The organism is Banduia mediterranea, from assembly GCF_031846245.1.
In the GTDB taxonomy this organism is placed as follows: Bacteria; Pseudomonadota; Gammaproteobacteria; order Nevskiales; family Nevskiaceae; genus Banduia; species Banduia mediterranea.
In genome coordinates, this window is sequence record NZ_JAVRIC010000005.1 from 1 (window position 1) to 13,003 (window position 13,003).

Genomic DNA, 13,003 nt, shown 5'->3' on the forward strand with positions numbered 1-13,003 from the left:
AGCATTATTTGGCGCGGTGGCGGTATTCGTTCCAGGCATAGGCGCACCAGACCACGCCGCAGCCCGCCGCCAGCGGTAGCGCGAATAAAATATGCACCTGCACGGTGCCGGCGACGATGCCCAGCAGGCCGCCCAGCAACTGGATCACGGTGAGGTTGCCGCCGGTGTTGTCCAGCACCATCTTTTCCAACTCGTCGGTGTCCAGTTCCATCACCTGCTGCTCGACCAGCTCGGTGACGTTGAGGTGCTGGACGGCGCTTTCGATGCCGGCGCGCAACCAGGCCTGGCCGGTAGGTGAGTCCACCAGCTTCAGCGCATGGCCCTTGAGCCAGAGGATCGTCTGGATCAATGTTTCTTCGATCTGCGGCCAGTTGTCGGCATTGTTGAAATAGGCGTCGATCTGCTCAATGGTGGCGGGCAGCACGGTCTTGCGCGAGATCTCGCCCAGCCATCCGATCCAGCGATCGAGCTGGGTGTGGATCAGGGTCTGGGTGCTGTCGGCCTCGAGCTCACGCTGGATGCCGTCCACCACCGCGTCGAGGCCCTCCATGATCTGGGCGATGAAACGCGGGTCGTCGGTAAACCGCTGCAGCATGTGCAAGATGGCGTCCTGATCGAAGGACACCAGGTTTTTCAGCCCGCGGCCGATACCGCCCACGGCACGCCGGTCGGCGAGATAGGCCTCCAGCGCCCGGTCCAGCCACGCCGCGATCTGCGGCAGTTGCTGCTGGAGCAGGTTGCGGCCCTGCTGCGCGGCCACACCGCGATTCTCCTGCGCTTCCAGGAAGGCGACCAGTTCGGCGCGTGTTTTCTGCCAATAGCGCTCGATCGTGCCCGGATCGCGTGCGATCCGCTTAAGGGCGTCTTCTGCCAGATCGAAACCGTTGGTGAGCAGCGCCGGGCCGCGGGTGTTGAGGAACTCGATCACCAGCGCGGTGATCTGCCGGCGAACCGCCGGTTCCTGCAGGTTGGCATCCAGCCACTGCGCCAGCCGGGTGGTGGCCAGATCAATCAGCTTGCGGTCACGGATATAGGCGATCACGATATCCGGCGCGAGCAGCCGCCGCTGCACGTTGTGGGCCAGACTGCGCGCGATCTGCGCCTGGTTGCGCGGCACCAGCCCGCGCCAGCCGAGCACCTGCCCGCGCTTGGGCTGGAACAGCATCTTGATCGCCAGATAGTTGGTGAAATAGCCGACCAGCCCGGCGACGGCGATCACGAAGCCGGATTTGAGGTAAAGGTTGCCGCCGAGCCAATGGTCCAGGCTGCCCAGCACGACCGCGACGACAATGAGGCCGTAGCGGAACCAGCGGTCCCATGTGACCAGATTGCCACTCATGTCATTGCCCCCCGCGCTGCATGGCTGCGAAGCCTACAGCAAATTGGCGCGGCGCTGGCTGTTCGATTTCTTGGGCTCGTCGGAGAAATCTGTGGGTGATAGAGCCTCTTCCGAAATTCCCGAACGAGGCTGATTTTCTCACAGTCGATTTCGGCGAAAAAGAGAAGCGCGGGTGTTGCCATTGACAGCACACCCGCTCAATGAATACCGCCCTGCGCGAAGGCCTGACGCAATTCCATCGTCGTTTCCAGCAGGAGCTGGCGCCCTTGGTGGAAGCCGATCTGCCCACGGCCTGCGACGTGGGCACCCAGCGCAACAGCCAGGGCTTCAAGACCACCTGGATCGGCTACAAGCTGCACCTGGACGTGGCCGACGGCCTGATCCCGATTTCAGCGGTGCTCGCCTCGGGCAGCGTCCACGACTCGCAGCGGGCGATCCCGTTGGCGACGATGAGTGCGCAGCGCGTGACCCACCTCTACGACCTGATGGATGCCGCCTGCTGCAGCCCGATTCTGCGCGCGCACAGTCAAGGCATGGGCCATGTGCCGTTGATCGATCACAAGGCGCGCCGTGGCGAGAAGATCGAGTCGGGAACCGGACACCGAATGACAGCCCGTCCGACAGCAAATCGAGAACTGCGACACATCCGCGCGACGCGTCTTGCGATTACATTCGCCCCGGATTTAGTATCGTTCGTGGATCGCGGGCGAGGTCCATCTTACTGAGAACCACTGGGAGAGGTTAGATGAAGAAACTGATGGCTGGCGCTGTCCTGCTTGCTGTGTCCTCGGCAGCTTCTGCGGTCGCCCCCGGCGGCCCGAACTGCGGCTGGGGCAACATGCTGTTCGAAGGCAAGTCAGGCACTGGTGCCCACTTCCTGGCCAGCACGACCAACGGCACTTCGGGCAACAACACCTTCGGCATGACCTCCGGCACCAATGGCTGCTCCGTTTCGGGCACGCTGACTTACGGTGGCAGGGCCATGATCAACGCGATGCTCAACGAGTTCACCGAGGATGTCGCGGTCGGTCAGGGCGATACCCTAACCGCGGTGGCGGTGGCCCTCGGCGTCGAGAAGGAAGACCGCGCCGCGTTCGCACAGGTGACCCACGAGAACTTCGGTGTGCTGTTCCCGAACGAGAACGTGACTGCCGACGAGGTGATCGCGAACCTCGAGACGCTGATGCTTGCGGACGCACGTCTGGCCAAGTACGTCGCCTGATCATCCGACACTGCCGCCAACGCGGCAGCCCGGTTGTCCAATCGGGCCCGGTATCTCAGGATGCCGGGCTTTTTCGTGGCTGTTCCGCAGCAATGCACACCATGCGCGCGTTCGTGTCGTCCCTGCTCAGTCTGCTTGCAATGCTGCCGGCCGCGGCCTGGTCGGCCGATGACGCCTGGGCGCAGGCGCAGGCCAGTCATTTGTGGCAGCGTGACGAATGGCTCAAGCTCGTCCACTACAAGGCGGGTGCATGGGCGGGCACCTGGCGCAGCGATGCCGACGATCCGCGCTTCTTCCTCGCCGACACTGGCCCGCAGGATCCGCGCGCCGAGCTGGCGGCGACCCTCGCGGCCTTCGCCGCGCCAGCCGAGCTGGGCGACGCGCACGCGCAGTGCCGTTTCGTCGCGCGGCTGAGCTGGCTGCGCAGCGAACTCGAGCTGGGCGAGCTGTCGCAACCCGACTGCGCCGGGTACCGGAAATTCCGGGATCTGGTCCAGGCCACCCGCGTGGTGCTGGTGTTTCCGTCGTATTACCTCAACAGTCCGTCGTCGATGTTCGGCCACACCTTGCTGCGGCTGGATTCGGGCGAGGCCGACGGCGGCTCGGAATACCTGTCGTTCGCGGTCAATTTCGGCGCCATCGTCGACCCCGGCGACAACGGCCTGTTCTTCGCCTTGAAAGGCCTGACCGGCGCCTATCCCGGCCAGTTCGCGGTCGACCACTATTACAAGAAGATCCAGGAGTACAACCACGGCGAGAACCGCGACATCTGGGAATACCCGCTCGACCTGAGCGCGCCCGAGACCGAGCGTTTGATCCAGCACCTGTGGGAGCTGCGCGAGATCGAGTTCGCGTACTACTTCTTCGACGAGAACTGCTCCTACCGGGTTCTCGAACTGCTCGAAGTCGCGCGCCCCGGCATCGACCTGACCAGCGCGTTTCCGCTGACCGCGATTCCGATCGATACCGTGCGCGCGGTGCAGCGCGCCGGTGCAGTGCAGGGCAAGCACTTCCGCGCGGCCAAGGGTACGGTGCTCAAGCAGCGGCTTGCAGCGCTGCCGCCGGAACTGCACGAGGTGGTCGTCGAACTGAGCCTGTCCCCCGAACGGCTCGACGACGACGACTTGCAGGCGCTGGACCCGGCGACCCGGGCGCAGCTCATCGAGGCCGCCTACAAGTACCTGCGCTACACCCAGACCGACGCGGCACGCGACCCGGCGGTGGCACAGCGCAGTTTCCGGCTGCTGCAGGCCTTGCGCCGACAGGCCGCCGAACTGCCCGGAGACGACGCGCCGGTCGATCCGGACCGTTCGCCGGACCTCAGTCACGGCAGCCGTCGGCTCGCCGCCGGCCTGTGGACCGAAGAAGAGCGGGAATACCTGAGCCTGGGGCTGCGTCTTTCGCTGCACAGCCTGCAGGAGAATCGCGCCGGCTTTCCGCTCGGTGCCCAGATCAACCTCGGCAACGTCGACCTGCGGGTCGAGGACGATGGCCGGCTCGACCTGAACCGCCTGGATCTGATCGACATCGTTTCGCTGAGCCCACGCGACCGCTTCTTCAAACCGTTGTCCTGGGCGGTACGGACCGGCGTCGAGCGCCAGTGGACCGGCGGACGCGAGCACCGGGTCGCCCATGTCAACGGTGGCGCCGGCGCCAGCCGTGCCCCGTGGCCCGGCGCACTGGTCTACAGCCTGGCCACGGCGCGGCTCGAGTACAACCACGGCTACGCCGACCGGCTGCAGCCGGCGACGGGCCTGCGCGGCGGCCTGTTGCAGGATCTCGGCGCGTTGACCCTGCACTGGGATCTCGGCGCCGAGAAGTTCGCCAACGGCGAGACGCGCGTGCGCGCGGAGCTGCGCCACAATCTGCGCCTGTCGCGCCACCAGGCTCTGCATCTGGAGCTGCTGTGGCGCGACCAGCAGCCAGAGGACACGCTCGCCGTCGGCCTGCGTTACCAGTACTACTACTGACTGCCATGACTCCGGTACGCCTACTGCTCGGCCTGCTGTGCGCCGTGCTGTCCGGCTGCACCTCGGTATTCCTGTATCCGGACCGCGTTCAGCACCTCGCGGACCGTGCGCTCGGCACACCAGCGGAGGACGTGTGGATCGAGGCCCGCGACGGCAATCGGCTGCATGCACTGCATCTGCCCGCGCAGGGCGCACTGAAGGCCACGTTACTGCACCTGCACGGCAATGCCGAGAACCTGAGTTCGCACGTGCACCTCGTCAGCTGGCTGCCGGCGCGCGGCTATGCCGTGCTCGCGCTCGACTCCCGCGGCTACGGCCGCTCGCAGGGCGCAGCGAGCGTCGCCGCGATGCACGAGGACGCCGAAGCGGCGCTGGCCTGGCTCGTGGCGCGGGGGCAATCGCGCACCGGGCCGTTGATCGTCCTCGGCCAGAGCATCGGCGGCTCGGTCGCGATCCGCATGGTGGCGCAGTCGCCGCTGCGCGAGCATGTGACGGCCGTGGTTGCCGACAGCGCGTTCTCCGGCTACCGGCGCATCGCGCGGGAAAAGCTCGCACAGCCGTGGCTGACCTGGCCGCTGCAATGGCCGCTGTCCTTGCTCGTCTCCGACCGCTTCGCGGCCGTGGACGTCGTTGCCGGGATCAGCCCGATCCCGCTGCTGCTGATCCATGGCGAGCGCGACATCATCGTCGACGCCAGCCACTCGCAGCGCCTGTACGCCGCGGCGAGCGAGCCAAAGACGCTATGGCGGATCGCGCAAGGCGGGCACATCGACGCGCTACGCAGCGACTCGGTGCAGGCCCGCCTGGTCGAATACCTGGACCGCATCGTGCAGGCGAACAACGACTGAATCGCAACGCGCAGAGGTTACGGTCGGTTACGCGGTTACGGTGACGGTATACAAAACGCACGAATTGGTTCGGGGCCGAATAAGGGAAACGGTAAACCGTCACCGTAACCCCATCGAAGCCGGTGTCGGGACACCCGGCGGGCGACCATGGCTGCCGTATTCGCGACACCGGTCAGCGAAGGAGCAGCCTGAACGTCGTTCCTCTTCGTTGTTGTCACCGGGTGTCGTGCCCTCAGGCGTCCGCGCGTGGCGGCATTTCTTCCTGCGGTGTATCGCGCAGGTGCAGGTCCATCTGCGGAAACGGAATCTCGATGCCTTCCGCGTCGAAACGCAGCTTGATCTTCTCGATCATGTCGCAGCGCGTGTTCCACCAGTCGCCACTGTTGGTCCAGCCACGCACCGCGAAATCCACCGAGCTGTCGCCGAGGTTGGTGCAATGCACCGTCTTGGCAGGGTCTTCGAGGAAGCGCGGCTCATTCGCGAGCAGGTCCAGCAACAGGTTCTTGGCCTTGAGCAGATCGGAGTTGTAGGAAATGCCGATCGTCAGATCAACGCGGCGGATCGGGCGAATGCTGAAGTTGGTGATGGTGTTGCCCCAGACCGAGGAATTCGGCAGCGTCACTTCCTGGCCGTCCGGAGACTTCAGCACGGTCACCACGATCTTGAGGTGTTCGACCACACCCATGGTGCCGCCGATCTGTACGAAGTCGCCGGCGCGGAACGGCCGGAACATGATCAACAGCACCCCGGAGGCGAACGAGGACAGCTGCCCCTGCAAGGCCAGGCCGACCGCCACCGCCATGCCGCCGAGCACCGCAGCCGCCGAGGTGGTATCGACGCCGAGCTTGCCGAGTGCCGCGATCACAACGATCGCCAGCGCAATGCCATACAGCACGTTGCCGACGAAATTGACGATCATCGGGTCCGATTCCTTGCGCGATATCACCTTGCGCACCAGGCGGACGATGAGCTTGGCGACCCAGCGGCCGATCACGAACGTCAACAGGGCGGCGATGACACGCCAGATCACCGGCAGCACGAAGGTCATCATGGTGTCGACATCGGTGAGCCTTTCTAGCAGAGCATCCACAACGACTCCTAAAGCTTTGGGGACAGGCCGGGCAGTGTAGTGGCGTATCCTCGATCCGCAAATTGCATTGCGGGCAAGGCAATAAGGGGTCGGAGTGAATAAAATGGCTCTTGTGCCGTTGCATGAGGTAGGAAGGGGGTAGCCGTCCGGCATAAGGGCCTGTAAAAACGAGTGTTCTTGAACATTTCGAGTACACAGACAAATGGGGAGTGCGCCAGCACAAACTGGCAAGTGATAGTTGGTGAAAGACCGATACAGGAAAGGAGTAGCGAACCGTCTTGTCCCCGAGTCATGCGTTGGTCATCGTGAGGTGGGCGACGAAGCGTTGACAGGGGACACCGGCAGGCCAGCCATGGAGCCGCGAAATTTTCAATTCGGGATGCCGACGCCGTTCCCCAAGGCGGAAGGCCACACACAGCGCGGGGCAACACGCGAGCCGCGCTGTGATCCGGCGCGGTCGGAGAGACCCTGAGCACGCCGGGAAGTCACTTGCACAGGAGCTGGGAGGTCTCAACGGAGCCCGAGGGTAGTGAGTCGGGCGTGGCGGGCAAGGTCAGTATCGCGGGGCAATTGCCCGAGAAAGCGGCATCGGGCGTCGAAAAATGCCCCTCCGGAGAGGGGCATTCGAGGCCTTTCATGTCAAAACGCCGATTCAGGTACCGGACTCGCTGGCCGTCAGACATTCGGCATCCAGAGCTTCGAGATCTTCTAGGGTGTAGGTCACCGGGCTGCCGCCGTTCAGCGTGACCGTGATCGACTGATCCTCGTTGTAGACAATCCCTGCGACGTCGTCGCCGGCATCGAGCTGCAACTCGCCACCTCGCAGTTCGCCGGATTCGTCCTCGGCGATCAGCGGGCTCACGGTGCTGATCTGCACCATTCCGCTTGGGCAGCTGTCATTCAACAAATCTTCGGAGCCGATCAGGCCGTCCAGCGTAGTCTCCGAGAGACCCACCGTTTCGGCGGGCACGACACTGGACACGAATAGCGCGCCGTCCATTGATTCACCCAGCAGGATGCGGTTGTGGTAATCGCCAGCTGGTGATCCATGACTCTCGATCTCCCCACGCAGATAGACCTGACTGCTAACGTGCTCATCGTCCTGCGATTGCGTGTGAATCACGCCGAAGAAGCTGAGATTGCTGGATTCGGTGACGCTGCCCTGCGTGGTGTTCGTCGACAGGGTGAAAGGCAGGTCTTCGGCCGTACCGAAGCCGACGTAGTCGATTCCGCTGTCGGTGCCGTCGGCCGGTGTGCCTGATTCTTCATAGCCATCGATGGATGAACTGAACGAGAAGTCCGCAGATTCGAACGATGCGATGCAATCGCGATATTCGCTGGATTCGATGTTGAACAGACTGTCAGTGAACGGTGAATCGACCGATTCGGAGCGGGTATCGAAGGTCTCGACCATTCCGCTGGTATCACAGCTTTCCACCGTCTTGTAGGCCTTCGACGATTCCGAAGTTTCCGGAATTTCCGGAATGGGTGGGGATTGGGCGACGCTCAACAGGCTGGCGCCGAACACCGCGACATCGTCGGTCGAGGTGAGCTCCACGAACCCCAGGTCATCGGCCGGTGGCGTGCCGCCATCACCGCCGTCGTCACCACTGCCGCCACCGCAGGCGGCCAGAATCAAGCTGGCGAACAGGCTTCCAAGTATGAGTTTGTACATAAGTCAGCATTCCCTTTTGATGTGGACGTATCAGAGATACGGATAAAAATCGGAATTGCGGACAGCGCGGCACACCAATCCGCGATAATGGGCGGCCATGAGCACAGGTTCCGATGCACTACCGTCACGCCTTCCACGCCGGAAACTTCGCCGACGTCTTCAAGCACGTCCTGCTTTGCGGTCTGGTCCTCGCACTCAATCGCAAGGGCGCGCCGTGGACGTACCTTGAGACACATGCCGGCGCCGGCGGCTATCGCTTGCAGGATGAAGCCCAGCGCACGGGGGAGTTCCGCGAGGGTGTCGCACGGCTGATGAGCGTTGATGCCGCGCCGCTTGCCTTGTCCGAATGGCTGGATATCGTTCGCAAATTCAATCGCGGCGCCGCGCTGGATGCCTATCCCGGCTCTCCCTGGTTTGTGCGTCAGCTTGCGCGGGAGCAGGACCGCCTGGTCTTGTGCGAGCGCGTCGAAGGGGTCTTCATGGATTTGCGCATGCTGTTCGCGGGTGATTCGGCGGTGGCTCTGCATCGCCGAGACGGATACGAACTGCCGGCCCTGTTGCCGCCACAAAGCAAGCGGGCGCTGGTCCTGATCGACCCGCCATTTGAATCGCCGACCGAATTCGAGCAGGTGGCGACATCCCTGATCGCCGCCAGGAAGCGGTTCTCGCAGGGAATCTATGCGGTCTGGTATCCGCTGAAAAAGCGCTTCGAAGCGGACCGCTTCTGTCGCCGCATGGGACGCGAGGCGGATCGCGATGTGCTCGACCTTCGATTCGAGACCGGCGCGCCCGGCGAAGGCCAGATGCGCGGCTGCGGCGTATTGATCGTCAACCCGCCGTACCGGTTCGAAGAAGACTTGGCGCCCGCGCTCGACCTGTTGAAGCGCCTGCTGGCCCAGGGCTCGTCCGCAGGCTGGCAGGCTCAGTGGCTCAACAAAGTTTAGACTTTTGCGATGAACGACGAATCAGACAAACCATTGGAAGTCCTGGCCGAAGGCAAGTTTCTGCGACTGCTGAAGCGCGGCCGTTGGGAGTATGTCGAGAGGTCCACTGCGCGTGGTGCTGCATTTGTCGTTGCCGTCACAGACGAGGAGGAGCTTGTTCTCGTCGAGCAGTTCCGGGTGCCTCTGGGACAGCAATCGATTGAGCTGCCGGCGGGGATTATTGGGGACGAGGCGCAATTCTCCGACGAATCAGCCCTTGAATCTGGTTTGCGCGAGCTGGAGGAGGAAACCGGCTTCCGTGCGGCTCGGGCCGAGCTGTTGTTTGTGGGTCCGACCGCGCCAGGCCTGTCCTCGGAGCACATCAGCTTTATTCGCGCCTTTGAGCTTCGCCGCGTGGGTCCCGGTGGCGGGGTGGCGGACGAGGATATCCAGGTGCACGTAGTGCCGCTGGAAAGAATCGACGAGTGGTTGGCGATGAAGCGCGAGGCCGGCTGCTGCATCGAGCCGCGCATCTATGCCGGACTGTATTTTGCGAAGGCGATGAATCGTTCGTAGCTGCGGGGCTACCGTTCCGGCCGCCACACTGCATTGATCGGGATCAATGGCCAGTGCGGGGCCAAGGCCGAGCATGGCGGCTGTACGACCGCCGCCTTGTGAGGCCGACATTGAACACGTATGCGATCCCCGACCCGGTTCCCTTGCACGAGCCGTTGCCGCACCGCAAAACCTTGCGGGCCTGGCTGGTGCCGCTGTCGGCACGCGACACGCGCCATGCGCTGGCGCTGGTGGCGCTGGACTCGGTGCTGTTCGTGCTGGCGATCGCGGCCACGGTCTGGTCGGCTTATGTGCCACTGAAGTTGCTGTTCGGCACGCTGGCCGGTTTCATCATCGGGCGCCTGTTCATACTCGGTCACGATGCCTGCCACCAGAGCTTCACCTCGCACCGCGGGCTCAACCGCTGGATCGGACGCTTCGTGTTCCTGCCGTCGCTGACGCCGTACAGCCTGTGGGCGACCGGGCACAACGTCGTGCATCACGGCTATACCAATCTCAAGGATTTCGACTTCGTCTGGCAGCCCAAGACCCGCTCCGAATTTGCCGCGTTGCCGCGCTGGCGTCAGACGCTGGAGCGTGTCTACCGCAGCGGCTGGGCGCCGTGGCTGTACTACTTGGTCGAAGTCTGGTGGTTGCGCATGTTCTTTCCGAGTCGGCGCTACATGCCGACGCGGCGCAGCGAATTCTTCTGGGACTGCATGCTGGTTTCGGGCGCAGCGCTGCTGTGGATCGGTTTGCTGGCGATGGCGGCGACGGCCAGCGGACAGTCGCTGGTAGTGACGCTGTTCGCCGGATTCGCGCTGCCGTTTCTGGCCTGGAATGCGATGATCGGATTTGTCGTCTACGTGCACCACACGCATCCTTCGGTGGAATGGCACGACGACAAGAGTGCCTGGGCCGATGCCCAGCCATTCGTGTCGACGACGGTTCATCTGCGCTTTCGCCCGATCCTCGGATTCGATATTGGAACGCTGTTGCACCACATCACCGAGCACACCGCGCACCACGTCGACATGGGCATCCCGCTGTACCGGCTGCGGCGTGCGCAGGCCCTGCTGGAAGCGGCGTTGCCGGGGCGCATCATCATTCAGACGTTTTCGTGGCGCTGGTATTTCGACACCGCGCGGCGCTGCAAGCTGTACGATTACGAGCGGCGCTGCTGGACTGATTTCGACGGCTGTCGCAGCAGCGGCGACGGCGCGAGGCTGCGCTAGAGTAGCCGGTTCGGGGGGAACTGCGCGGCTTCGGGCAGCGCGCCTGCGGTGCTGACCGCATGTGTCAGCAGACGGTCGGCGGCGACCGGGCCGACCGCCTCGCAGGCGGTGATATACAGGCCGTGAATCACTGCCGCGTAGTCCGGCGGCGCGAGGCTCATCAAGGCGTCGAGATTGGCGCCTTCGATGGCCCAGCGGCGAACCACGGCCGAGGTGGCCAGAGGCAGGTGTTTCGTCAGCAGTTGCGTGAAGTCATACCAGCCAGGGTTCGGTGCCAGCTTCATGCCCTTGAGGATGGATTCCCCCATCGATTGGAACACCACGAAGGCCGGCGGCGTGGGCGCCATCGTCGGCTTGGATGGCGGTGCGGCACCCGGCTGCATCGGCGCGGCATCCAGCGACTTGTACAGGGCCATGCGCAGACCGTGCCGCTCGCCCTCGTCCATCTGCAGCGGCCCGGCCAGTTCGTTGACCAGTTCGATGACGGTCATGCGCCCGCGTTCGGCCGCGAGCTTCTCCCAGAGACCGATGGCCGTGTGCGCGCGATCCGGGCCGAGTACCGAGACCAGCGCCTGATGCAGCGCTTCGCGACGGCGCGCGCGCGGTGTAGTGGACTTGGACGAGTCCGCCATGCTCAGTCCTTGCCTGCGTGGGTCAGGTCGCGCTGGAACTCGGGATAGCCGATTTCGTAGTGTTCGGTGAAGTCCAGGCCGCGCTGTTCGTGCAGCGTCGGCGCGCGCAGGCCGAAGACTTTCTTCACGATCCAGAAGGTCAGCAGGGCGGTCGGAAAGCTCCACAGAAAGGCAGCGCCGATACCGATCAACTGGATCTGGATGCGTCCCGGATCGAACAGGTCGCCGCGGTAGAACAGCGCGGCGGAGAGCGTTCCCCAGGCGCCGCAGAAACCATGCACCGATATCGCGCCCACCACGTCGTCAAGCCGCAGGCGCTCCAACAGCATCACGCCGAGTACCGTAATCGCGCCGGCCACCAGCCCGATCACCAGCGCGAACATCGGCACGGTCGTGGCACAGGGTGAAGTGATCGCAACCAGACCGCCAATGGCGCCGTTGACGGCGGCGGTCATCAGGATCGGTTTTCGCAACAGTCGCTGCATCAGCAGTGCGCCGATGAAGCCGGCCGCCCCGGCGAGGTGGGTATTGACGCAGATGATGCCCACGTCCGCCGAGGCCGCCAGGGTCGAACCGCCGTTGAAGCCGAACCAGCCCAGCCACAGGATGAAGCCGCCCAGAGCGATGTACGGCAGGTTGTGTCCCGGTATGTCGCGCGGTGTACCGTCGGGCGCGAAGCGGCCGAGTCGCGGACCCAGCACGATCACGCCGGCCAGCGCGCACCAGCCACCGATCGAATGCACCACGGTCGATCCGGCGAAGTCGATGAAGCCCATGTCGACCAGCCAGCCGGATCCGTCATAGAAGCTGCCCCAGGCCCAGGCGCCGTAGACGGCATAGATCACGCCGGTGATGATCATCGAAGCCACCACATAGGGGCCGAAGCGCATGCGCTCGGCGACGGCGCCGGACACGATCGTCGCGGCGGTGGCGGCAAACATCAGCTGAAAGATGAAATGGGTGGCCTCCACACCGGACTGCAGGTCCGGGAGGTAGTGGTCCAGCCCGAACCAGCCATTCTCGGTGGCGCCGAACATCAGGCCATAGCCGATCGCCCAGTACGCGATCACGCCGAAGCACATGTCCGAATAGTTCTTCATGATCACGTTGACGGCGTTCTTGGCGCGAACCATGCCGCCTTCCAGCAGGGCGAAACCGGCCTGCATGAAGAACACGAGTGCGGCCGCAACGATCGTCCACGCAATGTCGGCCGGGGTGTCCAGCGGCCCTTCCGCGAACACCGCGCCTGCCCACAGCATTGCGGCCCCGGCCACTACCAAACCTGTCCCCCGGCGTCGAGACATGAGGCTCCTTGCTCTATTGGAATATATGGAATCGTCTCAAGAGCTTGCCCAAGCAAGAAAAGGGCCACGCCCGAGCCCTGTTCGGCGCCGGAGTCGCGCGCTACAGTAGGCGTTCGAGCCGGGGGTGCCTGCGCGGTCGCAGGCTGAGAGAGTCCCTTGGAACCTGAACCGGGTTATGCCGGCGGAGGGAAGGCTTGCGATTCAGCGCAT

The 13,003-nt window shown here is 64.0% G+C and carries 11 protein-coding genes, 1 pseudogene and 1 riboswitch; of the genes and pseudogenes, 7 read left to right on the top strand and 5 right to left on the bottom strand.

Features of this window, described 5'->3' with window-relative positions:
- Positions 1 to 4 precede the first annotated feature (4 nt).
- Positions 5 to 1,339 carry a DUF445 family protein gene (locus RM530_RS04715; protein ID WP_311364058.1) on the bottom strand — a complete coding sequence of 445 codons (1,335 nt, stop codon included), beginning with the start codon at positions 1,337 to 1,339 and terminating at the stop codon, positions 5 to 7.
- A gap of 248 nt (positions 1,340 to 1,587) precedes the next feature.
- Here RM530_RS04715 and RM530_RS04720 point away from each other — a divergent pair.
- The 4 genes and pseudogenes from RM530_RS04720 to RM530_RS04735 form a co-directional block, all read left to right on the top strand.
- A pseudogene (locus RM530_RS04720) lies at positions 1,588 to 2,064 on the top strand (transposase); the annotation flags it as partial.
- A 20-nt stretch (positions 2,065 to 2,084) separates the two neighbouring features.
- The gene (locus RM530_RS04725) at positions 2,085 to 2,561 is read left to right on the top strand and encodes a DUF3015 domain-containing protein (protein ID WP_311364059.1); all 477 of its coding nucleotides are present in this window, start codon (positions 2,085 to 2,087) and stop codon (positions 2,559 to 2,561) included.
- Between the two features lie 92 nt (positions 2,562 to 2,653).
- Positions 2,654 to 4,531: an Lnb N-terminal periplasmic domain-containing protein gene (locus RM530_RS04730; RefSeq protein ID WP_311364060.1), complete on the top strand. Its 1,878-nt coding sequence runs from the start codon at positions 2,654 to 2,656 to the stop codon at positions 4,529 to 4,531.
- 5 nt (positions 4,532 to 4,536) lie between these two features.
- Positions 4,537 to 5,379, top strand: coding sequence for an alpha/beta hydrolase (locus RM530_RS04735; protein WP_311364061.1), 843 nt, complete (start codon positions 4,537 to 4,539; stop codon positions 5,377 to 5,379).
- 232 nt (positions 5,380 to 5,611) lie between these two features.
- Here the strand turns inward: RM530_RS04735 and RM530_RS04740 are convergent, their stop codons facing one another.
- Together RM530_RS04740 and RM530_RS04745 are read right to left on the bottom strand one after the other, a co-directional pair.
- Complete coding sequence (locus tag RM530_RS04740; RefSeq protein WP_311364062.1) at positions 5,612 to 6,469, bottom strand: mechanosensitive ion channel family protein; 858 nt, start codon at positions 6,467 to 6,469, stop codon at positions 5,612 to 5,614.
- A 652-nt stretch (positions 6,470 to 7,121) separates the two neighbouring features.
- The gene (locus RM530_RS04745; RefSeq protein WP_311364063.1) at positions 7,122 to 8,144 is read right to left on the bottom strand and encodes a hypothetical protein; all 1,023 of its coding nucleotides are present in this window, start codon (positions 8,142 to 8,144) and stop codon (positions 7,122 to 7,124) included.
- A 113-nt stretch (positions 8,145 to 8,257) separates the two neighbouring features.
- Here RM530_RS04745 and RM530_RS04750 point away from each other — a divergent pair, with 113 nt between their 5' ends.
- The 3 genes from RM530_RS04750 to RM530_RS04760 all read left to right on the top strand — a co-directional run bounded on the left by RM530_RS04750 (position 8,258) and on the right by RM530_RS04760 (position 10,857).
- On the top strand, positions 8,258 to 9,088 hold the full coding sequence (locus RM530_RS04750) for a 23S rRNA (adenine(2030)-N(6))-methyltransferase RlmJ (RefSeq protein ID WP_311364064.1): 831 nt from the start codon (positions 8,258 to 8,260) through the stop codon (positions 9,086 to 9,088).
- A 9-nt stretch (positions 9,089 to 9,097) separates the two neighbouring features.
- Positions 9,098 to 9,643: an NUDIX hydrolase gene (locus RM530_RS04755; RefSeq protein ID WP_311364065.1), complete on the top strand. Its 546-nt coding sequence runs from the start codon at positions 9,098 to 9,100 to the stop codon at positions 9,641 to 9,643.
- 110 nt (positions 9,644 to 9,753) lie between these two features.
- Positions 9,754 to 10,857: a fatty acid desaturase gene (locus RM530_RS04760; RefSeq protein ID WP_311364066.1), complete on the top strand. Its 1,104-nt coding sequence runs from the start codon at positions 9,754 to 9,756 to the stop codon at positions 10,855 to 10,857.
- Here RM530_RS04760 and RM530_RS04765 read toward each other — a convergent pair.
- Together RM530_RS04765 and RM530_RS04770 are read right to left on the bottom strand one after the other, a co-directional pair.
- Positions 10,854 to 11,489 carry a hypothetical protein gene (locus RM530_RS04765; protein WP_311364067.1) on the bottom strand — a complete coding sequence of 212 codons (636 nt, stop codon included), beginning with the start codon at positions 11,487 to 11,489 and terminating at the stop codon, positions 10,854 to 10,856. The genes RM530_RS04760 and RM530_RS04765 overlap by 4 nt on opposite strands.
- A 2-nt stretch (positions 11,490 to 11,491) precedes the next feature.
- The gene (locus RM530_RS04770; protein ID WP_349256180.1) at positions 11,492 to 12,748 is read right to left on the bottom strand and encodes an ammonium transporter; all 1,257 of its coding nucleotides are present in this window, start codon (positions 12,746 to 12,748) and stop codon (positions 11,492 to 11,494) included.
- A 155-nt stretch (positions 12,749 to 12,903) separates the two neighbouring features.
- Positions 12,904 to 13,001, top strand: a riboswitch (TPP riboswitch).
- The last annotated feature ends 2 nt before the right edge of the window (positions 13,002 to 13,003 follow it).